This window comes from Isoptericola hypogeus (assembly GCF_039531145.1).
Taxonomy (GTDB): domain Bacteria; phylum Actinomycetota; class Actinomycetes; order Actinomycetales; family Cellulomonadaceae; genus Isoptericola; species Isoptericola hypogeus.
Genome location: NZ_BAAAPM010000003.1, coordinates 1,845,474 through 1,869,233, shown reverse-complemented (window position 1 = coordinate 1,869,233; position 23,760 = coordinate 1,845,474). Strand labels below are relative to the sequence as shown.

The window sequence follows — 23,760 nt, the reverse complement described above, 5'->3', positions numbered from 1 at the left end:
CCGCGCGCGCGACCCGGCGTCGTCGGGCACCCGTGACCGCCGAGGCCACCACCACGACGACGAGCAGCAGCAGGGCGCCGCCGAGGGCGAGCTCGGCCGGGCTGTAGGCGAGCGGGCCGGAGGTCCCGGCGGTCCCCGCGGAGCCGCCCGTCCCCGCGGCCGAGGCGATCAGGGCGTCGGCGGCCTCGGCCTGTGCGGGGTCGCGGGTCACGACCACCTCGACCTGAGGCTCCCGCCGCGAGGACGCGCCACTGACCTTGAGCACGTGGGTGCCGAGTCGGAGGTCGTCGGGCAGCTCGAGCAGCCCCGCGACCTCGCCGTGGTTCCCGGCGGTGAGCGGCCCGACGGCGAGCACGCCGCCGTCGAGGGTGGCGACGACCTGCTCGCCCGGCTCGAACCCCTGGCCGGCGAAGGTCAGCACCCGGCCCGCCACCGCGGTGGCCTGGTCGACGCCGACGGTGGCCTTGCCGGGCAGCTCGACCTTCGCCTCCTCGGGGTCGGCTCCCGCCGACGTCCCGGAGCCCGCGGCGTCCTCCTGGCCGGCGGCCGCGACGTCGTCCGGCGCGGCGGACCCACCGGTGTCGGCCGAGGTGCCGTCGTCGCCCGTCGCGCCGCCCGTCGCCGGCGGGGCGCCCCCGAACGTCACGGGGGTGAAGGTCTCGTTGGCGGCGTTCGCGACGCCGTGCGCGCCGATGGTGATGACGCCGCACTGCACCTGTGTGCAGTCCACCTCCACCGTGGCGCCCGACCGGTCCTGCGTCCGGAACCGGGCGCCAGGCACGACGAGGCGCGCCGACCAGGTGCCGTCCGCGGCGATCGTGCCGCCGTTCGCCTCGGACGCCGTGCTCGACCCGGGGTAGGCGACGAACCGCTGGTAGCCGGCGTTGTCCGCCGACTCGGAGTCGGGGACGTAGCGCAGGTCCTCGCCCGTCGCCCCGCCCGCGCTGGGCCGCCAGGACCCGCCCGACGGGTCGGAGACCCAGCCGAACAGCACGTAGATGCCGCCGAACCCCTTCGTCACCGACTGGAAGCCGCCGCCGGAGACGCTGAGCGTCGTCGGGCCGTCGGCGGCGGCGCGCGCCGCGCCGTCCGGCCCGGAGACCGAGACCCGGGCGGCGCCGTGGGCCGAAGGCGCGGGCGCGACGAGCGCGAGCGCCCCGGTCAGCACGGCCGCCAGCGCCAGCAGCAGCGCGAGCCCGGCCCTCGCCGGTTGAGCCTGCGCCGTCCTGAGCCTGTCGAAGGGTCGAAACCGGGTCTCGACAGGCTCGACCGACAGGTCAGGCACGGCCGACGGGGCAGGGTGGATGGGGTTCATGCGAGGTCCTCGGCGAGCGACGGGGCGGTCGGGGCGGTCGGGTCGGCCGGCGCACCGACCGTCCCGGCGGCGTGCCGGGGCAGCACGAGCAGCGCGCCCGTGACGGGGTGCGGGAGTACGTCGACGGGGTGGTCGTAGACGGCGGTGAGCAGGTCCGTCGTGAGCACCGCGGCGGGAGCGCCGTCGGCGGCGACGCGGCCCCCGGCGAGCACCAGGACGCGGTCGGCCCAGGCCGCGGCGAGCGCCAGGTCGTGCAGGACGACGACCACCGCGCCGCCCGCGCGGGCGTGCTCCCGGGCGCGGGCGAGCACACGCTCCTGGTGCTTGACGTCGAGGGCGGCGGTGGGCTCGTCGAGCAGCAGCAGCCGCGGCTCCTGCGCGAGCACCCGGGCGAACGTCGCGCGGGACTTCTCCCCGCCCGACAGCGTGGGGTACCGGCGGGCGGCGAGGCGCGTGACGTCCGCGTCGTCGAGCGCCCGGGCGACGACGTCCTCGTCCCGGTCCTCGGCGTCGGTGCCGCGCCAGGGCGCGCGCCCCATGCGGACGACGTCGACCACCCGGAACGGGAAGCTGACCCGGTTCTCCTGCAGCAGCACGCCACGGTGGCGGGCGAGCTCGGCGGGGCGGACGGTCGCCAGCGGCGCGCCGTCGAACGTCACCGTGCCGGCGTCGGGCGCGCGGTCGCCGGCGAGCACCGACAGCAGCGTCGACTTGCCCGCGCCGTTCGGGCCCACGACGACCAGCACCTCGCCGGCGAGCACGTCCAGGTCGACACCGTCGAGCAGCGTCGTGCCGTCGACGCGCACCGTGGCGCCGCGCGCCCGCAGGAGCGCGCCCGTGCGGCGATCCGTTCGCACGAGCCCTACGGTGCCTCGGCTCCTCGCGCTCATGCCCGGCTCCCTTCGCACGAGCCCTGCGGTGCCTCGCTCCGGCACACCTCGTCCCTCGGCGTACCTCCGCGGGGGCTCCTCGCGCTCATGCCCAGCCCCCCGCCTGCCGACGCGTGCGCCGCACGAGCCACAGGAAGAACGGCCCGCCGACGAGGGCGGTCAGCATGCCGATCGGCAGGTCGGCGTACGGCACGGCGGTCCGCGCGACGAGGTCGGCGGCGAGCAGCAGCACCGCCCCGCCGAGCGCGCTGGCCGGCACGAGCACGCGGTGCCCGGGGCCGACGGCCATCCGCACGAGGTGCGGCACGACGAGCCCGACGAACGAGATGATCCCGCAGAACGCGACGGCGGCGGCGGTGAGCAGCGCGACCACGACGACCGCCACGATCCGCAGCCGCTCGACGTCGACCCCGAGGTGCCGGGCCGACCGCTCCCCGAGCGCGAGGAGGTCGAGCCGGCGCGCCATGAGCACCGACGCCACCAGGCCGACGAGCACCAGCGGCGCGACGATCCCGACGTACGCCCAGCGGGTGCCGTTGAGCGACCCGAGCTGCCAGAAGATGATCTGCTCACGCTCCTGCGTGTCCCCGAGGAACGTGAACAGCGCCAGCACCGCCCCGCAGACCGCGTTGATCGCGACGCCGGTGAGGACCAGCGTGACCACCTCGGTGCGGCCGCCGGAGCGGGCCAGCGCGTACACGGCGAACGTCGCGACGAGGCCGCCGAGGAACGCCGCCCCCGCCGTCGTCCACGGCCCCGCGACGGTGACGCCGAGGACGATCGTCGCGGAGGCGGCGACGGCGGCGCCGGACGAGACGCCGACGACGCCGGGCTCCGCGAGCGGGTTGCCGAACACGCCCTGCATGAGCGCGCCCGCCGCGGCGAGCGCCGCGCCCACCAGGATCGCCATCACCACGCGGGGGAACCGGATGGTCCACAGCGCGGCGTAACCGTTCGGGTGCGAGGGCTCCGGGCCGAGGTCGAGGCCCAGGCCGCGGGCGAGCGCGCCGAGCACCTCGTCCGGCGGGACGTGCAGCTGGCCCGAGCCCGCCGAGACGACGGCGAGGACCGCCAGCGCCGCCGTCAGCCCGCCGAACAGCCACGCCACGCGGCCCGGGACGGCGGGCGGCAGCGGACGCGGGTCGTCGCCCGGGAGCGCGGTGCGGGTGCCGCCGTCGGCCGGCGCGTCAGTGGGCACGGTCGCCGTCATCCGAGGCTCCCGGCTGCCAGGCTCTCCGGCGCGTAGAACGCCCGGGCGAGGGCGTCGAGCACGTCGGCGGTGGCGGGCCCGAACGACAGGATCTGGGAGTCGTCCATGGCGACGACCCGGCGGTGGGAGCCGGCCGGCGTCTGCGCGAGCGCGGGGAGCTGCTCGAGCAGCCCGTCGACGCCGCCCACCGAGTCGAGGCCCTTGGACATCATGAGCAGCACGTCCGGCTGGGCCGCGATGATGCCCTCGTCGTTGACCGGCCGCATGCCCTCCCACCCGATCTCGGTGGCGACGTCGACGGCGCCGAGCGACTCGACCAGCGAGTCGGCGCCCGAGCCGTCGCCGAACAGGTAGTAGACGCCCGCCTGGCCGCGCACGTACAGGAACGCGACGCGCAGCTTGTCGGCCTTCTTCTGGGGCGCCATCCGCGCGATCTGCGCGACGACGTCGTCGACCGCGGCCTGGCTGCGCTGCGCGAGGTCCTCGCCGGCCTCGGGGACGCCGAGCGCCTCGGCGACGGTCCGCGTCAGGTCGCCGGACGTCTCGACGCTGCGGTGCGGGTCGAGCACGACGACGGGGATGCCGGCATCGCGCATCTGCAGGACGACGTCCCACGGCCCGAGCGTGGTGTCGGTGAGGATGACGGTCGGGGCGAGCTCGAGGATCGCCTCCCCGGTGAGCTCGTGGCCGTTCGCCGTGACGAGCGGGAGGTCCGCGATCTCGGCGAAGGTGGAGGACGTGTCCCGGCCCACCACGCGGTCGCCGAGGCCCAGCTCGTACACGGTGCGGGACAGCGACCCGTACAGGTCCAGCGCGAGGATGCGGCTGGTGTCGGTCACCGTGACCTCGGTGCCCTGGGCGTCGGTCACCGTGACGGGCAGGTGTGGCTGCGGGTCGTCGGCGACGGGGTCGACGGGCGCCTGGGCGGTGCGGGCCAGGCTCTCCCCGGTCCACGACCTCGGGTCGTCGAGCACGTCCAGCTCCGCGAGTGGCGTCGTGTCCCCCGCGGCGGCCCCGGCCACGGTGCCGCCCTGCGCGAGGGCGGTGCAGCCGGTCAGCACGAGGGCGACCAGCAGGGCGGCCAGCGGGGCGACCAGCGCGGCGGGCGGTGCGGTGACGGCAGCACGGGGGCTGCGGGCGGGCCGGGCCGGTCGGCTCGAGGACATCGGTGGTCTTCTCCTTGGTGGGCGCAGGCCCGCGGTGCGGCGCGACGACACGCCGTACGGCGAGGGGGTGCCGAGCCAGGGATGGCCCGAACTAAGGCTAGGCGACGCTAACTTAGGCGAGGCTGACCTTATTTGTCACGAGATTGACGGACGTCTGCCCGGGTGACCCGCGTCACCCGGGCAGGGCTGACCGGTCCGCTCGGGGCCGGCGAAAGCCGGCCGGGGCCGGCCGGTTCCGTCAGGGGTGGGCGACGCCCAGCTCGACGAACATCGCCCGGTTCAGCCGGAAGGCCTCCTGGGCCTCGGAGACCGCGAGGTCCGTCTCGGTGTCGTCGAGGTCGAGCGCGTCGAGGCGCTCGCGATAGAGATCCTTGAACGGCTTGGCCTTGGGGATCTCGGGGAAGTCGTAGAACTCGAGGCCCGCCGACGTCAGCCCGTAGTGGCGCTGCATCATCCGCTGGATGACCTGCCCGCCCGACAGGTCCCCGAGGTAGCGGGTGTAAGCGTGCGCGGCATAGCAGGCCACGTCGCCGCCGACGGCGTCCAGCCGGGCGACGTAGCGCTCGGTCGCGGGCAGCACGCGCACCACGTCGCGCCAGCCCGGGCCGTACAGGTGCGCGAGGTCGCGCTCGATGGCGGGCACGCGGGTGAGCTCGTCGAAGACGAGGCCGCGACCGCGGTCGTCGTGCCGCATGCGCGCGCTCGCCCGCTCCAGCGCCGCGTAGACGGCGAGCTGCTGCGCCGCGAGGTCCGCGTAGGCCGCGACGTCGAGCCGTCCGGCCAGGAGGCGTTCCACGAAGCCCTCCGACTCGGCCTGCGAGTGCTCGGCGCGCGTGCCCTCGCGCAGCCGCGTCGAGAGCGGGGCAAGCTGGGCGACCACGGTCATGGGACGACCTCCTGGATCGTGACGTGCGGCGGCACGGCCTCCCGCACGTCCTGACAACACGTCAGGACAAGACGCACAGTAGCAGGAAAGGTAAGCCTTGCCTACCCTCCATCCGTCGAGGTCAGGCGTTGCCCGGCGGCGTTGGGGTAGGGCAACCTGACCCGCGTGACGACGATGCCGGAGGCCACGCCTCCCGACCCGAAGACGACCCTCCGCCGGTACCTGCAGGGCACGCGCGAGAACCTGCTGTGGAAGCTCGAGGGCCTGTCCGAGCGGGACGTGCGACTGCCGCGCACGCCCACCGGTACCAACCTCCTCGGCCTGGTCAAGCATGCGGCCGGCACCGAGATCGCCTACTTCGGCGGGACGTTCTCCCGGCCCTGGCCGACGCCCGAGGACGTGCCGTGGCTGCCGCTGACTCCGGAGGCCCCGTGGCCGGACGACCCGAACGTCGACTTCTACGCCACCGCCGACGAGTCCATCGCGGACGTCGTCGCCCTCTACCGCAAGGTGTGGGCGTTCTCCGACGAGACGATCGAGTCCCTGCCCTTGGACGCCCCCGGTCACGTCTTCTGGTGGGGCGACGGCGCGGTGACGCTGCACCAGATCCTCGTGCACGTCATCGTCGACCTGTCCCGGCACGCCGGGCACGCCGACATCCTGCGCGAGGGCGTCGACGCGACCGTGGGCATGCGGCAGGGCAACTCCAACATCCCCGACGGCGTCGACTGGCCGGCCCACGTGGCGAGGCTGCGCGGCATCGCGGAGCAGTTCCCCGCCGGGCCGGGCAGCCCGGCATGAGCGCCGTCCCGACCATCCGCCAGGTCGTGCTGGACACCACCGGCGCGCGTGGGCTCGCGGAGCTCAACCGGGAGATGTTCGGCCTGGCCTGTCGCCCCGGAGACGAGCCGCGCCCGCCGGCGAGCCCGACCCGCTCGGCGCCGACTGGCTCGTGCTGCGCAGGACCCGTCGGCTGAGGCGGAGGTGCAGCGCAGGGTGAAGGCCGAGGTGGGGGTGGGGGTTCGAGGGGTGCTCCCGGCGCATCGGGCGTAGGTTGCCGATGACTGTCCGGCGTCGGGCGTCGCCACACCGTCGTGGCACCGGCTCGGAGGTCTCGTTCGCAAGGACCGAGACGAAGGGTGCGCACCCATGCGCTTGCGAGAACACCAGACCAGACTCCGGCTCGTCGCCGCCACCTCGGGCGTCGCGCTGGTCCTCACCTCCCTCACGGCGACGGCCGCGGCCGCCGCCGCCCCCGACCCCGACGACCTGCGCCTCGCGGACGCGCAGCCGACCCTCACCTCGCGCGACGAGGGCGCCAAGACGCCGTCGAGCGCGCTGGCGAGGACGCCGAAGCGCCTGCTGAACCTCGAGTCCAGCAAGAAGATCCCGGTGATGGTCAAGTACGACGTCGAGCCGGTGGCGTCGTACACGGGCACGGTGCCCGGCTACGACGCGACCAGCCCGTCCGTGACGGGCGAGGCCCTGCGCGGCAAGGACGCCGACATCCGCCGGTACCGCGGCTACGTCGAGGATCAGGCGGGGTCCATCACGGCCGACGTCGAGGCCGCGGTGCCGGGCACCGAGGTCGTCGCGACCTACGAGACGGTGTACGGCGGCGTCGCCGCGCTCGTCCCCGGCGACCAGATCCGCGCCCTGCTGGACGTGCCCGGCGTCGTCGCCGTGCAGGAGAACCGGCTGGAGAAGCCGCTCACCGACTCGAGCGTCGAGTACATCGGCGCCCCGGCCGCGTACGAGGAGCTCGGCACCGAGGCCGAGGCCGGCGACGGGCTGGTCCTCGGCAACATCGACACCGGCATCTGGCCCGAGCACCCGTCGTTCGCCGACCACGGGAACCTCACGCCGTACGACGGGCCGGCCGTCGAGTGCAACTTCGGCGAGGACCCGACCACGCCGGCGGACGACCCGTTCGAGTGCAACGACAAGCTCATCGGCGGGTACTCGTTCACCGACCTCTACGACCAGCTCAACCCCGGTGACTACCTGTACCGCGGCACCGCGCGCGACGCGGAGGGCCACGGCTCGCACACGTCGGGCACCAGCGCGGGCGGCATCGTCGAGGACGTGCAGACCATCGGCCCCGAGATCGCGAAGATCCAGGGCGTCGCTCCCGGCGCGAAGATCATCGAGTACAAGGCGCTCGGGCCGGGCGGCGGCTACACGTCCGACCTCGTCGCGGCGGTCCAGCAGGCCGTGGTCGACCAGGTGGACGCCATCAACTACTCCATCTCCGGCGGATCCACGGTCGACGACCCGGTCGAGCTCGCCTTCCTGGGCGCGTACGACGCGGGCGTCTTCGTGGCCGCGTCGGCGGGCAACGACGGCCCGGGGGCCGCGACGGCGAACCACGTCAGCCCGTGGCTGACGACGGTCGCCGCGTCGACGCAGACGCGGGAGTTCTCGTCCACGCTCACCCTGACCGCCGGCAACGGAGACACCTTCACGGTCGACGGCGCCTCGATCGTGTCGGGCGTGGCCGAGCCGCTGCCCGTGGTGAGCGCGGCCGACGCGCCGTACTCCGACCCGCTGTGCCAGAACCCGGCGCCCGCCGGGACGTTCGACGGCGTGATCGTCGTCTGCGAGCGCGGCTCCAACGCCCGCGTGCTCAAGGGCTACAACGTGCTGCAGGGCGGCGCCGCGGGCATGGTCCTGTACAACCCGACGCTGGCCGACGTCGCGACCGACAACCACTTCCTGCCGGCGCTGCACGTCGCCGACGGCACGGAGCTGGTGGCCTTCCTGGACGCGCACGGCGACGTCACCGGGTCGTTCACCGACGGGGCGCCCGCCGAGGGCCAGGGCGACGTCATGGCGGCGTTCAGCTCCCGCGGGCCGGCCGGTCCGTTCGTCAAGCCGGACGTCACGGCGCCGGGCGTGCAGATCCTCGCGGCGATGACGCCCACGCCGCTGTCGCCGGAGGGCGGCCAGGCCGGGGAGTACTACCAGTCCATCCAGGGCACGTCGATGTCGTCGCCGCACATCGCGGGCGTCGGCCTGCTGCTCAAGGCCGTGCACCCCGACTGGACGCCGGGGCAGATCAAGTCCGCCATCATGACGCAGGCGCGCGACGACGTCGTCAAGGAGGACCTCACGACGCCGGCCGACCCGTTCGACATGGGGGCAGGCCACGTCGACGTCGAGGAGTCGCTGACCCCGCCCGTGACGATCTCGGACACCACCGAGAACTACACGGCCCTGGCGAACGACCCCGTGCACGCCGTCGACCTCAACATCCCGTCGATCAACGCGCCGACCCTGCCGGGCCGGCTCACCACCACCCGCACGCTGCAGAACACGTCGGGCCGCACGATCGTCGTGCACCCCACGGCCGACGCCCCGGACGGCGCGCGCATCTCCTTCAGCCCGAAGGTCGCCGTCGTGAAGCCGGGCCGGAGCGTCGACATCGACGTCACCATCACCGACACGTCGGCGAGCGGGGTGCAGAAGTTCGGCTCCGTCACGTTCGAGACCTCGCGCGGCGACGCCCGCATCCCGGTGGCGTTCGTGCCCACCCAGGGCAACGTCTCGGTGACGCAGTCGTGCGACGCGGAGACCATCCGGTGGCGCGACGACGTCACGTGCACCGTCACCGCGACCAACGAGTCGTTCAACACGCAGTCCGTCACGGCGACCACGACCGGCGAGGGCGCGCTGCGCGGGTCGAAGACCGTGTCGGGCGAGCTCGAGGCGGCCGAGCTGGGCGTCCCGAGCGTGGCCGACGTGCCCGACGGCTCGCCGGCCGGATTCGTCGACCTCGACCAGTTCAGCGGGGCGCCGACGCCGGTCGGCGACGAGGAGCTCGTGAACTTCAACGTGCCGGCGTTCCAGTACAACGGGCGCACGTACACGCAGCTCGGCGTCGACAGCAACGGGTACCTCGTGGCCGGGGGCGGCACCTCCGAGGACAACGAGTGCTGCACGCTCCCCGGCGGGCCGTCGCCGGCCCGGCCGAACGACGTGCTCGCGCCGTTCTGGACGGACCTGACCGGCGAGCAGGCCGAGGGCATCCGCACGAACGTCCTCACCGACGGGGTGAACGACTGGCTCGTCATCCAGTGGGACGTCTTCGTCTGGGGCACCCAGGACGCCCGCGCCTTCCAGGCGTGGATCGGGGTGAACGGCACCCAGGACGTCTCGTTCACCTATCCGGGCGCGATGGCGGCCCCGGGCGCGCAGCCGTTCCTCGTCGGGGCGGAGAACTCCGCCGGCGCGGGCGACATGGTGGCCGAGCTGCCGGACGGCACGGACAAGGTCGTCACGTCGACCGACCCGCAGCCGGGCGGCACGCTCACGTACGACGTCACGCTGAAGGGCCGGCTCCCCGGCAAGGGCGTCGTGCACACGGAGGTCGTCGCCGACGAGGTGCCGGGCACGACGATCGTCGAGACCCCGGTGCGGGTGACGCTCTTCGGTCACTGATCGGACCGTCGCGGGTGGCGGCGGCCGTAGCCTGGTGGGGTGCAGTGCCCTCACTTCGACGCCGGCCGCTGCCACTCGTGCACCCTGCTGGCCACGCCGTACCCCACGCAGGTGGCCGAGAAGGCCCAGCACGTCGCGGCGCTGCTCGACTCCGCCGTCCCGGGGGCGCGGATCGACTGGCTGCCACCCGTCACCGGGCCCGAGTCCGCGTTCCGCAACAAGGCGAAGATGGTGGTCACCGGCACCGTGGACGCCCCGGTGCTGGGCATCCTCGGCTCGTCGTCGGGCCCGTTCGCGGGGCAGGGCGTCGACCTCACCGACTGCGGGCTCTACCCGCCGGAGCTGCAAGCCGCGTTCGGCCCGCTGGCCGCTCTCGTCACCCGGGCCGGGCTGACGCCGTACGACGCGACGTCGCCGTCCCGCGGGTCACGCCGCCGCGAGACGCCGCGCGAGTCCGCCTGGCGCGGCGAGCTCAAGCACGTGCTCGTCACGCTGTCGCCCGACGGCGAGCTCATGGTGCGTTTCGTACTGCGCAGCCAGGAGCCGGTCGCGCGGCTGCGCAAGCACCTGCCGGCGCTGCTCGCCGCGCTGCCGCAGGTCGCCGTCGTCAGCGTGAACGTCCAGCCCGCGCACGCCGCGGTGCTGGAGGGCGACCACGAGATCGTCCTCACCGAGCGGCAGACGCTCCCGATGCGGCTCGGCGGGATCACCCTGCACCTGCGCCCGCAGAGCTTCTTCCAGACCAACACCGCCGTCGCGGCCGCCCTGTACGACCAGGCGCGGGAGTGGGTGGACGAGGTCGCGCCCGCGTCGCTGTGGGACCTGTACTGCGGCGTCGGCGGGTTCGCGCTGCACTGCGCGGCCCCCGGGCGCGCCGTGGTCGGCATCGAGATCTCCGCCGAGGCGATCGCCAGCGCGGCCACCACGCGCGCCGAGCTCGCCCACCTGCCTGCGGGATCCGTCGTCGGCACCCGCGACGGCGCGTGGTGGGCCGACGCCGTCCGCGACGTCCGTTTCGCCGCCGGGGACGCGACGGCGTTCGCGCTCGGGGCCGAGGCCGCGCCGGAGCTCGTCGTGGTCAACCCGCCGCGGCGCGGCATCGGGCCCGAGCTCGCCGGCTGGCTGGAGTCCTCCGGCGCGCGGCACGTGCTCTACTCGAGCTGCAACGCGACCACCCTCGCCGGCGACCTGGCGCACATGCCGTCGCTGCGCCCCCGCCGTGCCCGGCTCCTCGACATGTTTCCGCAGACCAGCCACTACGAGGTGCTGATGCTGCTCGAGCGCGAGGTCCCCGCCGGCTGAGCGCGCGCACCCAGCGTCCCCCCGGGGGTTCCCTGAGCGCCGCCTGAGGCCTACGCTCGCGAACAACCGCACCCCGCAACGTCGCGACGTGCGCCGTCGACCCGACCCCGGGTCTCGCGGGGGCACCTGAGCAGGAGGTCCAGCGTGAGAACCAAGTTGCTCTCCACTGCCGTCGCGACCACCGCCGTCACCGGGCTGTTGGCCGCGGCATCCCTCGCCCCCGCCGCCACCGCCGCGCCCCTCGTCGAGACGGGCAGGTCGGGCTGGGACTGGGACCGGGACAAGCACCACGGCAAGTACCTGTCGAAGAAGGTCACCGGCAAGCGCGTGTTCGAGCACCTCGAAGAGCTCCAGGAGATCGCCGACGAGAACGGCGGCAACCGGGCCGCCGGCACCGAGGGGTACGAGGAGTCGGCGGAGTACGTGGAGCGGGTGCTGCGCCGCGCGGGGTACGAGACCGAGCGGCAGTACTTCCCGGTCACGCTCTTCGACCTGGAGGACCTCACCGTCGAGGTCCCCGGCGTCGAGCTCGAGCCGATCGCCATGACCTACTCGACGTCCACCCCCGACGACGGCGTCGTGGCCGGGCTGGTCGAGCCCGCGATCGCGGACGGCTGCCCCGCCAGCGACGACCCCGCGGCACCGCACGAGGACTCCTGGGCCGGCGTCGACGCCACGGGCCTCATCGCCGTCGTGCAGCGCGGGAGCTGCCCGTTCGGGGCGAAGGCCCTCGCCGCGGGCGAGGCCGGCGCGGCCGGCGTCATCATCTACAACAACGCCGACGGCGCCCTCAACGGCACGCTCGGCGGCGCGAACGAGGGCTACGCGCCCGCCGTGGGCGTCACGGCGACCGAGGGGGCGGCCATCCTCGCGGCGCACGAGGCCGACCCGTCGCTGCAGGTGACGTTCGACCTCCAGGCCACCACCACGGACGCCGAGTCGTTCAACGTGCTCGCCGAGACCCGGCGCGGCGACGACGAGAACGTCGTCATGCTGGGCGCGCACCTCGACGGCGTCGACGAGGGCCCGGGCATCAACGACAACGGCACCGGGTCGGCCGCGATCCTCGAGACGGCCGTCCAGCTCGCCAAGGACAAGAGGATCAACAACCAGGTCCGCTTCGCGTGGTGGGGAGCCGAGGAGCTCAGCCTCGTGGGGTCGAACCACTACGTCGCGGACCTGGTGGAGAACGACCCGGAGGAGCTCGAGAAGATCGCCGCGTACCTGAACTTCGACATGATCGGGTCGCCGAACTACACGATCGGGGTGTACGACGCCGACGAGTCGACGTTCGATGCGCCGGTGACCGTGCCGGACGGCTCCGCCGCGGCCGAGGAGATCTTCACGGACTACTTCGACGACACCGAGCAGCCGTGGGTGGACTCGCCGTTCTCGGGGCGGTCGGACTACCAGGCGTTCATCAACAACGGCATCCCGGCGTCCGGCCTGTTCACCGGCGCCGACGCGATCAAGACCGAGGCCGAGCAGGCGATCTTCGGCGGCGTCGCCGGCGAGCAGCTCGACCAGAACTACCACGGGCCCGGCGACGACCTCGACAACGTGAACAAGGAGGCGCTCGACATCATGTCCCGCGCCATCGGGCACGCCGCGCAGCAGCTCGCCTACAGCACCGAGGCGATCAACGGCGTCGAGCCGGACGACGACCGCGGACACGGTCACGGTCACGGCCGTGGCCACGGGCACGGCGGCGGTCGCTGAGGCCGCGGGACCCGCACCCGCCGCGGTAGTGCCGGTCCCACCGCGGAGCTGCCCCGCACGGTGAGGCGGTGCGGGATCCCGCGAGGGAGAACGCGATTCGCGTACCCCTCGCGGGATCTCGTCCTGTCACGACGAGCTCCTGACCATGGGGGCGGTCAGTCGTGCCAGCGGCCGAGCCTCTCGAGCCGCGCACCGGGTGCCGCACCGGCGGCGGCCTCCACCTCGACGACGACGCTGCCGGCGCGACCGAGCCCGCCGACGTACCAGCCGCGAGCGCCGGAGAACGGGGTGAGCCACGGGTCCGACGTGGTGACCCGCACCACCCGCGCGTCGTCCCCCGTCGGGACCACGAGGTACAGGCGTGGCAGCGTGCTGGCGGGCACGGCGAGCGTGACGCTGCGCGTCGTCGCCTCGACCGGGGACGTCGGTTCTGCCGAGGGCAGGGGCGCCGGCGTCGTGGTGGGCTGCGGCGTCGGGCCGGGGGTCGTGGTCGGTGCCGGCTCGGCGGTGGGCGTGGTGGTCGGGCGTGCGGCGGGGCTCTCGTCCGGCGTGGCCGACCGCGCCGGCTCGCTCGCGGAGCCTGTGAACCCGGTGTCTCCCTGGCCCGCGGGCGAGTCGGTCGGCGCAGGCTCTGCCGGGCCGGGGTCGCCGTCGGTCGTCGGGTCCTGCGGCGGGAGCGTCGACGGGCCCGTCGTCCCGGCGTCAGACGGGGCCGGCTCCACCTCGTCCGTCGCCCCGTTGCCCGTCGCCCCTTCGACCGTGGACCCGTCGCCCGTGGACCCGTCGTCCGCCGGTCCCGTCGGCTCGGGGTTCGTCGCCCCCGCCGACGGCGCGGGCGAGCCCGACGCGGCGACCACAGGCACAGCGCCGGTCGGCGCCCCGCCGGTGACCAGCGCGACGGCGAAGGACGCCACCACCACGGCCGCGACGGTGCCGGCGCCGACGAGGCCCGCCCGGCCCCACCCGCCGAGCCGCAGCACCTGCGCGCGCAGCCACTCCCAGCCGCCGGCGAGCGCCGCACCCAGAGACCCCAGGCCCGCGACCCCCGCGCCGCCCGCGCTCCCCGCGGCGGTCGCGCCGACGACCACCGGCCCGGCACCGGCCGCGACGGCCCCGGTGAGCAGCAGCGGCGCGGCGTCGCGCAGCGCCCACGACGCCTGCCGCACGTCGATGAACGCCCGCATGCACCCGTCGCAGCCGAACAGGTGCTCCTCGAGCACGGTGCGGCGGCGCGGCGCGAGCCGGTGGCCCGCGTACTCGTGCAGCGCCGTCCGGACCTCGAGGCAGCCCGGCGGGCACGCGCGGGCGTGCGCGGCGGCGAACGCGGCCGCGAGCCGCCGCTCCGCGCGGCGCAGGCGGCGCCCCACCACCCGCGCGTGGGAGCCCAGCTCGGCCGCGATCGTCCCGACGTCCCGGCGGCGCACGTGGTGCGCCCACAGCAGCCGCTGATCGTCGTGCGGCAGCGTCGCGAGGACGGTGCGCAGCACGTCGGCGTCGACCGTGCCGGGCGCGCCGGGGCCGTCGTCGTGCCCGCGGGCCGCGGCCGCGTCGCGCATCCGGTTGATCACGGCGTCGACGTCGCCCGGCCGCGCGCTCCCGTCAGTCGCGCCCACGCTGCGTCCCCCCGTGCCGTCCGACTGCGATCATGTCTGGGGCGCGGACCGGTCCGCGCCGCAGACATGATCGCAGGGTCCCGCGGGGCCAGGGCAAGCCCCGAGGTCGAGGTCACCGGGCCCGCGTGCGTCCGTGAGCATCACCGCCAGCGGTCGGGAGGCGACTCTCGGGGCCGGGAGGGGGTGCGCCGTCAGCCCCGGCGGGCGGTACCCGCGAGCGTGCCGTGACCTCGGCCGCTGAGCCCCATGAGCCGGTCGAGTGCCCGGCGCTCCCCCGCGACCGCGTTCTGGCGGCCGGCACCCGCGGGGCCGGGGTGCCCCCGCCCGCCGACCGCCCCCGCGTCGCGGACCAGGGAGAACAGGTCTTTGGGGTCGGCGGGCTCGGCGATGAGGTCGAGGTGCTGCAGCAGCTCGGGCGGCACGTCGTCGAGCACGAACCGCAGCATGGCCCAGTCCTCGACCGCGAACCCGACGGAGTCGAAGACGGTGACGGTCGTGGCGTCGAGGGCCGCACGCTCCCCGACGCCGCGCTCGAACGGCGTGCCCGCACCGCGCGGCGTCCGCCCGACTCCGCGGCGCCCGGGCTTGCGGCCGGCCACGACCTCCCACAGCTCGGTCACCGGGAAGTCGGCCGGCATCTGCTGCAGCTCCCCCTCGATCCGGGTCTGCGGCTCGTATTCCACGAAGACGTCCGCGCCGGCGAGGATGCGCGGGTCGAGCTCCGTCTTGCCCGGGCAGTCGCCGCCGATGGCGTTCACGTGCGCGCCCGGGTGGGCCAGCGTCGTGACCATCTCGTGGGTGAGCACCGTGGCGTTCGTCTTGTCGGCGGTGCAGGTGGTGACGACGTCGGCGCCGGTCACGGCGTCGGCCGCGCTGGTCGCCTCGTGCACCTCGAAGCCCAGCTCGCGGGCGTGCCGCACCAGCTTGGCGCGGGCGGCCGGGTCGGTGTCCCAGGCGCGCAGGTGCGTGATGCCGAGGGCGGCTCGCATGCCGAGCGCCTGGAACTCCGACTGCGAGCCGGTGCCGATCAGGGCGAGGGTGCGCGAGTCCGGGCGGGCGAGCAGGCGGGCCGCGAGCCCCGACGTCGCCGCCGTCCGCAGCGCAGTGAGCAGCGTCATCTCGGCGAGGAACGTCGGGTAGCCGGTGTGCACGTCGGCGAGCACGCCGAACGCGGTGACGGTCTGGAACCCGCGGGCCGGGTTGCGGGGGTGCCCGTTGACGAACTTGAAGCCGTACGTGACGTCGTCGGACGCGGGCATGAGCTCGATGACGCCGTCGCGCGAGTGCGTCGCGACGCGGGGGCGCTTGTCGAGCTCGGGCCAGCGGGCGAAGTCGGCGGCGAGGGCGTCGATCAGGCGGCCGATGACGGCCTCGGGCCCGCGGCGGGCGACCCAGCGGGCCGTCGCGGCGACGTCGAGGAACGGGACGGTGGTCATGCGCGGGCCTCCCGGGCGGCGTTCGTGGTGGGGTGCGTGGTGTGCACGCTCGTGCGGGGGTCGGTCGTGGGCCGGTCGGGGGCGGTGCGCAGCTCGAGGGTGCAGCACTTGACCGAGCCGCCGCCCTTGAGCAGCTCGGACAGGTCGATGCCGACGGGCTCGAAGCCGCGCTCGCGCAGCAGGTCGTGCATCCCGGTGGCGCGGTCGGTGAGAAAGACGTGGCGTCCGTCCGAGACGGCGTTGAGGCCGAGGACCGCGGCGTCGCGCGGGGTGGCGAGGACGGCGTCGGGGAACCGCTCCGCGAGGACCGCCCGCGACGCCGGGCTGAACGCCTCCGGGAGGTATGCGACCACCGGGCCGACGGAGCTGCCGACATGGCTTCCCGCGGGGCCGCCCGCCGCCGTCCCGCCTGCGTCGAGGACGGCGAGGGCCGTGTCGAGGTGGTAGTAGCGCGGGTCGACGAGCTCGAGCGTGACGACGTCGACGCCGAGCCGCTCGGCGACCTCCGCGTGCGCCGGCCGGGAGGTGCGGAACCCCGTTCCGGCCAGCATGACGTCGCCGGCGAGCAGCAGGTCGCCCTCGCCCTCGTTCTGCTCCGCGGCCTGGCCGAGGCTGACGACCCCGTGCGCGGCGGCCGCGGCGAACCACGCCTCGTAGGCGCCACCCTCTGGCTGGCGCTCGGGGTACGTGAAGCGGGCGGCCAGCGCCCGCCCGCCGACGACGACTCCCCCGTTGGCGGCGTAGACCATGTCGGGCAGCCCTGGCACGGGGTCGATCACCTCGACCGTGTGCCCGTGCGCCTCGTACGCCGCCTTGAGCGCGGCCCACTGCGCGAGCGCGCGGTCCGTGTCGACCGGGACGCCGAGGTCCATCCAGGGGTTGATCTCGTAGACCACGTCGAAGTACGTGGGCGGGCACATGAGGAAGTGGCGCGGGGTCGCGGTGCGGGCGGGGGCGTCGGGCACGGTGGCCGACAGGGTGGCCGACGTCGTCGTCGGGGTGGTGATCGCCGTCATGCCGGAACGCTAGGAGCGTCGCCGTTGCCCACCAGGCGCGTTTCGTTGCGCTCATGGCGCCCAACCTGGCGAATCTGAAGCCCTGGGTGAAGAATCCGAGGTTATGGACCGGCCATGGACACCGTGAACCGCAAGATCGTCGGGCACCTGCTGCGCGACGGGCGGGCGACCTACGCCGACATCGGCGACGCGGTCGGGCTCTCCGCCCCCGCGGTCAAGCGACGGGTGGACCTCATGCTCGCGCGCGGCGAGATCGCCGGGTTCACGGTGCGCGTCTCTCCGGAGGAGCTCGGCTGGGGCGTCGAGGCGTACGTCGAGCTGTTCTGCCGCGGCAACGTCTCGCCCGCCACGCTGCGTCGTGACCTCGCCGCCATCCCCGAGGTGGTCCGGGTGGACACGGTCACCGGCGAGGCCGACGCCATGGTGCAGATCATGGCGGGCGGGATGGCGGACATCGAGCGCACCGTCGAGGCCATCCGCGCCGGCGGGCGCGTGGACAAGACCCGCACGTCGCTCGTCATGACGCGCGTCATCGACCGGCCCGCCCGGTCCGGGTCGCCGACCGCGGGCGAGGGCTGACCGTGCGCGGCGCCGGGTCCCGCGCGGACGCCCGTCGTGCCCGCGCCCGGCGGGGCCACGCCCGTCGTGCCCGCGCACGGCGGGCCAGCGCCGGCGCCCTGCTCGCCGCCTGCGTCGCCACGGCCGTCGCCGGGTGCGCGCCGTCCGCGCCGACCGTGCCGCCCCAGGTCGTGGACCGGCTCGGCGGCGAGCTGCGGCAGGACCGCACGCAGTACGCCGACCGCACCGCGTCCCTGCGCGTGGTCAACGGCTCCGACGAGGTGCTCACCCTGCTCGGCGGGGCGCTCGACGCGCCGGGGTACGGCCCGAGCAGCCCGGACGGCGATCCACGCCCCCGGGCGCTCGCCCCCGGAGCCGGGCGCGACGTCCGGCTCCGGCTGGGCGACGTCGACTGCGCAGCGGACCCGCCCGAGCCCCTCACCGGGAGGGCGGCGGCCACGACCGAGGTCGCGATCGGCACGGTGACGGTCGCCCCGGGCGAGGACGCGGCCGCGAGCGAGGGCACCGACGTCGAGGTCGGCGTCACCGATCCGTTGGGCCGGCTGGCCGCCGTCCACGCGGAGGTGTGCGCCGAGCGGCTCATCGCGTCGGGCGCCACGCTCCGCGTGACGGGCGTCGAGGCCGCGCGGGTCCGCACGTCCGACGGCACGGAGCCCGGCGGGCGCGTGACGCTCGCCGTCGAGCCGGTGCCGGGCGGGCCACCGGTCCGGCTCGTGCGGGTCACGGGGACCACGCTGCTCTCCCCCGCCGGCGACGAGGCCTGGTGGACTGGCGACGAGCTGGCGGGCCAGGAGGAGGGACTGATCGTGCTCGACGTCGTGCCGGCGCGGTGCGACCCGCACGCCGTCGCGGAGGACAAGCGCGGGACGTTCCTGCCGGTCACGGCCGAGGTCGACGGGGCACTGCAGCCCGTGACCTACGTGCCGATGTCCGACGAGCAGCGCGCCGGGATCTACGGCCTCGTGCACGACGCCTGCGGCTGGGACTGACCGGCTGCGGCTCATCGGCTGGGGCTGAACGGTGGGCGGCCGACGGCAGCCCGTCGGACACCGTTGCGCAATCGTGACGGGTGAAGTGTGATCGCCCCCTCCCGCTATTGAGGCTCCATCAGTAGTCTCGGCCTGAGTCCCGTCGACGGCGACGGGCCACGGCCGCGGGCCGTGCAGCACTGCGTCGCCCGCGACGCGGACCCGAATGAGGCTCCGATGAACTCGACCACGCCTGTGTCGCGCGGGACGCGCGGACCGACGGTCTCGACGATCGCCGCCGTCGCCGCCCTGGCGCTCGCGGCGCTCACCGCGCTCGTGGTGCTGATCCTGCTCGACGGCAAGGTGGCCGACGGCGCCACCCGGCTCGACGCCGGAGCGGCCGAAGTCCGCGACGGCGCGGGCGAGCTCTCCGAGGGGAGCGCGCAGGTGGCCGACGGGGCCGGTGCGCTCTCCGACGGGGCGACCGAGCTCTCCGGCGGCACCACGCGGCTCGTCGACGGCACCGACGACCTGACCGCCGGCACCGCCCGGCTCGTGTCCGGCGCGGGCGAGCTGCGCGACGGCCTCGTCGACAGGCTGCAGCCCGGCACGGTCGAGGCCTCCGCCGGCATCGTCCGGCTGCACGACGGCACCGTGAGACTGCACGACGGCGGCGCCCGGCTGACCGACGGGGCCGAGCGCGCCGCCGCCGGCGCCGGGGTCCTGGCGGCGGGGACGGGGAAGCTCGCCGACGGCGCCGCCGCTCTCGGCGACGGGACCCTCCAGGTCGCGGGCGGCGCGTTCGCCGTCGCGGACGGCAACCGCGTGCTCGCGACCGGTACCGGGAAGATCACCGAGGGCGCCGGCGCCCTGGCCGACGGGAACCGCCAGGTCGCCGACGGCGCCAGCGCCCTGGCCGCAGGCAACCGCCAGGTCGCCGACGGCGCCAACAACCTCGCCGCAGGCAACCGCCAGGTCGCCGACGGCGCCAACAACCTCGCCGCAGGCAACCGCCAGGTCGCCGACGGCGCCAACAACCTCGCCGCAGGCAACCGCCAGGTCGCCGACGGCGCCAACACCCTCGCCGCAGGGACCGACCGCCTGGTGGCCGGGGGCGAAAGGCTCACCGCAGGTTCGGGCGACCTCGCGGACGGGGCAGCCAGCCTGTCCAGCGGCGTGGATTCCCTGGCCGACGGCCTCGACGGGCTCGTCATGTCCGGCGAGGCGCTCGCCGCAGGCGCCACGAGTGCAGCCCGCGGGGCCGCGGGGCTCGCCGACGGCACGACGTCTCTCGCGGGCGCCGCGGACGAACTCGCGGCGGGGAGCGACAAGGTTGCAGACGGGGCGGCCGGCGTCGCCCACGGTGCCGCGGCCGTCGCGGACGGCCTCGGCCGCGCGGCGGGCGCGAGCGAGGCTCTCGCGGGAGGGCTGCAGCAGGTTGCCGGCGGGGCCGATCAGGTAGCCGCCGGGTCGGCGTCGCTGCACGATGCGCTGGCCGCCCTCGCAGGGTCGACCGACGACCCCGAGGTCGCTGCCGCACTGCGCGAGCTGACGGATCGGGCGGAGACCGTCTCGCAGGACGCCTCCGGTGTCGCGGCCGGCGCGGGCGCCAGCCTGGACGGCGCGCAGGAGCTGTCTGCCGGGTTCTCGGGGACCAAGGGTCTCGTCGCCGGGGCGGGGGCCGTCAAGGCGGGGGCGTCGTCACTCCAGGACGGCACTGCGGACGCTGCCGCCGGTGCCGCGCGGCTCGCGACGGGTGCCGACTCACTCGACGTGGGCGCGCGCGACCTGAGCGCGGGCACGGCACGGGTGCGGGACGGGGTCGCCGCCGTGCTCGACGGCGGTACGCGCCTGCGGTCGGGGGCGCTCGCCGCGAGCCTGGGGGCGAGCAGCCTCGCCGCCGGGTCCGCCTCGCTCGACACGGGCGTCACCGAGCTCACGACCAGCAGTGCGGCTCTTCGCGACGGAGCTCACGGCCTCGCGACCGGGGCCGGCGCGACCGCAACCGGAGCAGCCGGTCTGGCGACCGGGGCCGACGCGACCGCAACCGGAGCCGAGAAGCTCGCGACCGGGGCCGGCGCGACCGCAACCGGAGCAGCCGGCCTCGCGACCGGGGCCGACGCGACCGCAACCGGAGCTGAGAAGCTCGCGACCGGGGCCGGCGCGACCGCAACCGGAGCCGATGCCCTGTTCACCGGGACCCGGGAGCTGTCCGATGGCGCGGACACGCTCGCGGACGGCGCCGGCCGCGTCGCCGACGGCTCGTCCGACGCGGCCGTCGGTGCGGCAAGGCTGGCCGCCGGGAACGCGGGCGCGGCGGACGGCGCGGCCCGGCTCGCCGGCAGCATGCCCGGGCTCGCCGACGGCGCCGCGGAGCTCACCACCAAGCTGGGCGACGCCGAGACGGGCGCGGGCACGCTCGTCGACGGCCTGGCGAAGATCGAGGCGGGCACCGCCGACGCGGCAGCGGGCGCCGGCCGGCTCAGCACGGGCGCGGTGCGGCTCGACTCCGGCGCGGGCGACCTCGCCGCGGGATCCGTCGAGCTGGCCGACGGCGCGACCCTGCTGTCGTCGGGAGCCTCGCTCCTGACGGACGGCTCCGCCGAGCTGGCCGACGGCGCCTCCCGGCTCGCCTCCGGGACCTCCGAGCTCGCCGACGGCACCACCACCATGCGGACCGAGATCGAGACCAGCCCCGCCGACGGCGCCGTCGTCGCGGGCGGCGCGCTGCTGGCGCTCGGGCTGCTGGGCGGGATCGTCGGCCTCGTCCTCCTGGCCCGGCGTCGCCTCTGACGCCGTCCCCGGGACGCGGGACGGCCCGGCCCGGCGCTCTTGGGGAGCGCGGGGCCGGACCGTCCCGTGTCCGGGGTCGGTCAGCCGCGGCCCGCGTGGCCGTGGCCGCCGAAGATGATCTCCCAGAGGCTCTTCACCCGGATCGTGGTCGTCGTCGTGGCGGCCCGGGTGGCGTCGTCGCCGGAGTACCGCACCTCGACCTCCACGGTTCCGGGCCGGAACGGCCCGACGCGCAGCGTCGCGTCCCCGCCGCGCAGGCGCTCGCGGTCCACCGTCCGGTCGCGCACGACGGCGGTGACCTTGCCGGTCGGGGTGCCGGCGGGCGAGGAGACCGTCACGTCCAGGCGCGGCCTCTGGAGCCACGCCACGACCGTCTCCGGGGCGTCGACCGTGACCGTCGGCTCGGCCGTCGCGGGCCTCGTCACCTCGATCGGCACCGTGACCTCGGTGCCCGTCGCGGCCCCGCTCAGCGTCAGCGCCGTCGCACCCTCGGGCACGTCCGCTGGCAACGTGACCCGTACCGACGCCGTCCCGACCTCGTCGAACGGCTCCGTCCCGATCGCGCTCTCCACCGCGGCGGAGCCGAGCACCTCGTCGCCGAGCGCCACGGTCAGCTCGGGGTCGGTGACGTCGGCCGAGCCGGTCATGGCCCACGACGAGACGTCGAAGGCGACGGCCGACCCGGGCGCGTACGCCTCGGGGGCGTCCGCCGGGAAGGAGACGCCGACCGCGTGCTGCGCGGCGTCGACCGGCAGCGGCTGGTCGGCGGCGAAGGCCGCCATGTAGTCGACGAACGCCGTCAGGTCGACCTTGCCGGTGTCGCGGGCGTCCGCGCCCCCGGCGAAGGCCCGGAAGTTGTCGCCGCCGGTGGCGAGGAACGAGTTGACCGTCACCGAGTACGAGGCGGCCTCCTCGATCGGGGCGTCGTCGAGCCACATGCCGGTGATCCGGTCGCCCTCGGCGCGGGCCGGGTCGTAGGTGTACGTGAAGCCCTCGGAGACCCCGAGGCGCAGGAACGGGCGGCTCGGCACGTTGCCGTCGGCGTCGCGCTGCCACTGCTGCTCGAGCGCCGTCTCGATCTGGTCGCCCGTGAGCCGCATGTTGACCAGGGTGTTCGCGAACGGCTGCACGGTCGCCGCCTGCTGATACGTGACCGTGCGCGGGAACTCGCCGTCGCCCGTGCCGACCAGGTCCGCGCGCAGGCCGCCGGGGTTCATGAACGCGATCTGGGCGCCCCCGGACTCGGGCGCCTCGGTGGCCCAGCGCTGCACCTCGGCCACGAGGTTGCCGAGCGTGGACTCGCCGCCGCGGTTCTCCGCGAGCACGTCCTCGCCGGTCTCCTCGTCCACCGTCCACCGCTGCGCCCGGTCGAGCTCGCCCGCGGTCTGCCCGAGGGGCTCGGCGCCCAGCACGTTGGCCTCGGCGACGGCGTCCGCGACGAGCTTCTCGACGTCGGGGTCGGCCGGGTAGCTCCCGGCGAGCGGCAGCACCGCCGTCTGCACCCCCGCGACCTCGCCCGTCGCCGCGTCCACCGAGTACACGAGCTGGTTGAGGTTGGTGCCGTACTGCCCCGCCGACACGACCGGGCGCTCGGTCACGGCCTCGCCCGCCCACTCGTCCACGGGGAACGCGCAGTCGTACGCGAGGTGCGTGTGCCCGGAGACGATCGCGTCGACCTCGGGGCTCACGCCGTTGACAATGCTCGCGAACGCGTTGCCCGCCGTCGGCATCGCCGCGCAGTCGGTCGACTCGGCGCCGTCGTGCACCAGCAGGACGACGACGTCCGCCCCCTCGGCCTTGAGCGCGTCGGCCTCCGAGCTGGCCGTCTCGACGATGCTGCGCACCTCGAGGTCGGCGATGCCGGCCGGGCTGACCAGCGCCGGCAGCTCCTCGGTGACCGCGCCGACGAAGCCGACCTGCACCTCGCCGAAGTCCTTGAGCCAGGACGCCGGGACGGCGTCCTCGCCCGTGGCCCGCACCTTGAGGTTGGCCGCCACGTACTGCCACTCGGCGCCGCCGAACGGGTTGGTCGCGGCGTCGTACGGGGCCAGGACGCGGTTCATCAGGTCGTCGTAGCCCTGGTCGAGCTCGTGGTTGCCGACCGCCGAGACGTCGAGGCCCGCGGCGTTGAGGGCGTCGATCGTCGGCTTGTCGTGCTGGATGAAGGACTCGAACGTCGAGGCGCCGATGAGGTCGCCCGCCGCCGCGAACACGGTGTTCGGGTTCTCGCCGCGCAGCTGCCGCACGGCGCCGGCCAGCACCGCGGCGCCGGCCGCGCCGCCGTTGGCCTGGATGCGGCCGTGGAAGTCGTTGGTGGCAAGGATCTGGACGTCGACGACGTCCTCGGCGTCGGCGTCGGCCGTGGCGGACGGGGCGCCGGCGGCCGTGACCCCCGCGAGGGCGAGGGTCAGGCAGGCCACGCCGGCG

The 23,760-nt window shown here is 75.3% G+C and carries 17 protein-coding genes; 8 read left to right on the top strand and 9 right to left on the bottom strand.

Features of this window, described 5'->3' with window-relative positions:
• The 5 genes from ABD254_RS10660 to ABD254_RS10640 all read right to left on the bottom strand — a co-directional run.
• A partial coding sequence (locus ABD254_RS10660) for a hypothetical protein (RefSeq protein ID WP_344248329.1) occupies nt 1–1,315 on the bottom strand: 1,315 nt, incomplete at its 3' end.
• Nucleotides 1,312–2,172, bottom strand: a complete 861-nt coding sequence (locus ABD254_RS10655) for a heme ABC transporter ATP-binding protein (RefSeq protein ID WP_344248328.1) — start codon at nt 2,170–2,172, stop codon at nt 1,312–1,314. The genes ABD254_RS10660 and ABD254_RS10655, both read right to left, overlap by 4 nt.
• Nucleotides 2,173–2,290: 118 nt before the next feature.
• A complete protein-coding gene (locus tag ABD254_RS10650; RefSeq protein ID WP_344248327.1) occupies nt 2,291–3,415 on the bottom strand; it encodes a FecCD family ABC transporter permease in 1,125 nt (374 codons plus the stop codon).
• Nucleotides 3,412–4,581 (bottom strand): heme/hemin ABC transporter substrate-binding protein, encoded by a 1,170-nt coding sequence (locus ABD254_RS10645; RefSeq protein ID WP_344248326.1) that lies wholly within the window; start codon nt 4,579–4,581, stop codon nt 3,412–3,414. The genes ABD254_RS10650 and ABD254_RS10645 overlap by 4 nt, the downstream gene beginning before the upstream one ends.
• A gap of 238 nt (nt 4,582–4,819) precedes the next feature.
• Complete coding sequence (locus tag ABD254_RS10640) at nt 4,820–5,467, bottom strand: biliverdin-producing heme oxygenase (protein ID WP_344248325.1); 648 nt, start codon at nt 5,465–5,467, stop codon at nt 4,820–4,822.
• Nucleotides 5,468–5,641: 174 nt separating this feature from the next.
• Here ABD254_RS10640 and ABD254_RS10635 point away from each other — a divergent pair, with 174 nt between their 5' ends.
• From ABD254_RS10635 to ABD254_RS10615, 5 genes are all read left to right on the top strand, one after another.
• A complete protein-coding gene (locus ABD254_RS10635) occupies nt 5,642–6,268 on the top strand; it encodes a DinB family protein (RefSeq protein ID WP_344248538.1) in 627 nt (208 codons plus the stop codon).
• Nucleotides 6,265–6,444 (top strand): hypothetical protein, encoded by a 180-nt coding sequence (locus ABD254_RS10630; RefSeq protein ID WP_344248323.1) that lies wholly within the window; start codon nt 6,265–6,267, stop codon nt 6,442–6,444. The genes ABD254_RS10635 and ABD254_RS10630 overlap by 4 nt, the downstream gene beginning before the upstream one ends.
• A gap of 172 nt (nt 6,445–6,616) precedes the next feature.
• Nucleotides 6,617–9,907 carry a S8 family serine peptidase gene (locus ABD254_RS10625; protein WP_344248322.1) on the top strand — a complete coding sequence of 1,097 codons (3,291 nt, stop codon included), beginning with the start codon at nt 6,617–6,619 and terminating at the stop codon, nt 9,905–9,907.
• Nucleotides 9,908–9,946: 39 nt separating this feature from the next.
• Nucleotides 9,947–11,209, top strand: coding sequence for a 23S rRNA (uracil(747)-C(5))-methyltransferase RlmC (gene rlmC / locus ABD254_RS10620; protein WP_344248320.1), 1,263 nt, complete (start codon nt 9,947–9,949; stop codon nt 11,207–11,209).
• 144 nt (nt 11,210–11,353) lie between these two features.
• Entirely contained in the window at nt 11,354–12,928 is a 1,575-nt protein-coding gene (locus ABD254_RS10615) for a M20/M25/M40 family metallo-hydrolase (RefSeq protein WP_344248318.1), read from the top strand.
• Between the two features lie 155 nt (nt 12,929–13,083).
• On the opposite strand, the gene ABD254_RS10610 is transcribed toward ABD254_RS10615, so the two are convergent.
• The 3 genes from ABD254_RS10610 to ddaH all read right to left on the bottom strand — a co-directional run bounded on the left by ABD254_RS10610 (nt 13,084) and on the right by ddaH (nt 16,993).
• Nucleotides 13,084–14,541: a zf-HC2 domain-containing protein gene (locus ABD254_RS10610; protein WP_344248316.1), complete on the bottom strand. Its 1,458-nt coding sequence runs from the start codon at nt 14,539–14,541 to the stop codon at nt 13,084–13,086.
• A 191-nt stretch (nt 14,542–14,732) separates the two neighbouring features.
• Nucleotides 14,733–15,977 (bottom strand): ornithine cyclodeaminase, encoded by a 1,245-nt coding sequence (locus ABD254_RS10605; RefSeq protein ID WP_344248314.1) that lies wholly within the window; start codon nt 15,975–15,977, stop codon nt 14,733–14,735.
• The gene (gene ddaH / locus ABD254_RS10600) at nt 15,974–16,993 is read right to left on the bottom strand and encodes a dimethylargininase (protein WP_344248312.1); all 1,020 of its coding nucleotides are present in this window, start codon (nt 16,991–16,993) and stop codon (nt 15,974–15,976) included. Before ddaH ends, ABD254_RS10605 begins: the two co-directional genes overlap by 4 nt.
• A 114-nt stretch (nt 16,994–17,107) precedes the next feature.
• On the opposite strand from ddaH, the gene ABD254_RS10595 reads away from it, so the two are divergent.
• The 3 genes from ABD254_RS10595 to ABD254_RS10585 all read left to right on the top strand — a co-directional run bounded on the left by ABD254_RS10595 (nt 17,108) and on the right by ABD254_RS10585 (nt 21,333).
• Nucleotides 17,108–17,572: an Lrp/AsnC family transcriptional regulator gene (locus ABD254_RS10595; RefSeq protein ID WP_344248310.1), complete on the top strand. Its 465-nt coding sequence runs from the start codon at nt 17,108–17,110 to the stop codon at nt 17,570–17,572.
• 2 nt (nt 17,573–17,574) lie between these two features.
• Nucleotides 17,575–18,561 carry a hypothetical protein gene (locus ABD254_RS10590; RefSeq protein ID WP_344248308.1) on the top strand — a complete coding sequence of 329 codons (987 nt, stop codon included), beginning with the start codon at nt 17,575–17,577 and terminating at the stop codon, nt 18,559–18,561.
• 216 nt (nt 18,562–18,777) lie between these two features.
• Entirely contained in the window at nt 18,778–21,333 is a 2,556-nt protein-coding gene (locus ABD254_RS10585) for a hypothetical protein (RefSeq protein ID WP_344248306.1), read from the top strand.
• Between the two features lie 80 nt (nt 21,334–21,413).
• On the opposite strand, the gene ABD254_RS10580 is transcribed toward ABD254_RS10585, so the two are convergent.
• On the bottom strand, nt 21,414–23,753 hold the full coding sequence (locus ABD254_RS10580; RefSeq protein WP_344248304.1) for a bifunctional metallophosphatase/5'-nucleotidase: 2,340 nt from the start codon (nt 23,751–23,753) through the stop codon (nt 21,414–21,416).
• Nucleotides 23,754–23,760 lie beyond the last annotated feature (7 nt).

What these genes read in the sequence shown, in the direction of transcription:
- ABD254_RS10650 (WP_344248327.1), bottom strand. Translation starts at nt 3,415, where the DNA reads ATGACGGCGACCGTGCCCACTGACGCGCCGGCCGACGGCGGCACCCGC.
- ABD254_RS10645 (WP_344248326.1), bottom strand. Translation starts at nt 4,581, where the DNA reads ATGTCCTCGAGCCGACCGGCCCGGCCCGCCCGCAGCCCCCGTGCTGCC.
- ABD254_RS10640 (WP_344248325.1), bottom strand. Translation starts at nt 5,467, where the DNA reads ATGACCGTGGTCGCCCAGCTTGCCCCGCTCTCGACGCGGCTGCGCGAG.
- ABD254_RS10635 (WP_344248538.1), top strand. Translation starts at nt 5,642, where the DNA reads ATGCCGGAGGCCACGCCTCCCGACCCGAAGACGACCCTCCGCCGGTAC.
- ABD254_RS10630 (WP_344248323.1), top strand. Translation starts at nt 6,265, where the DNA reads ATGAGCGCCGTCCCGACCATCCGCCAGGTCGTGCTGGACACCACCGGC.
- ABD254_RS10625 (WP_344248322.1), top strand. Translation starts at nt 6,617, where the DNA reads ATGCGCTTGCGAGAACACCAGACCAGACTCCGGCTCGTCGCCGCCACC.
- ABD254_RS10605 (WP_344248314.1), bottom strand. Translation starts at nt 15,977, where the DNA reads ATGACCACCGTCCCGTTCCTCGACGTCGCCGCGACGGCCCGCTGGGTC.
- ddaH (WP_344248312.1), bottom strand. Translation starts at nt 16,993, where the DNA reads ATGACGGCGATCACCACCCCGACGACGACGTCGGCCACCCTGTCGGCC.
- ABD254_RS10595 (WP_344248310.1), top strand. Translation starts at nt 17,108, where the DNA reads ATGGACACCGTGAACCGCAAGATCGTCGGGCACCTGCTGCGCGACGGG.
- ABD254_RS10585 (WP_344248306.1), top strand. Translation starts at nt 18,778, where the DNA reads ATGAACTCGACCACGCCTGTGTCGCGCGGGACGCGCGGACCGACGGTC.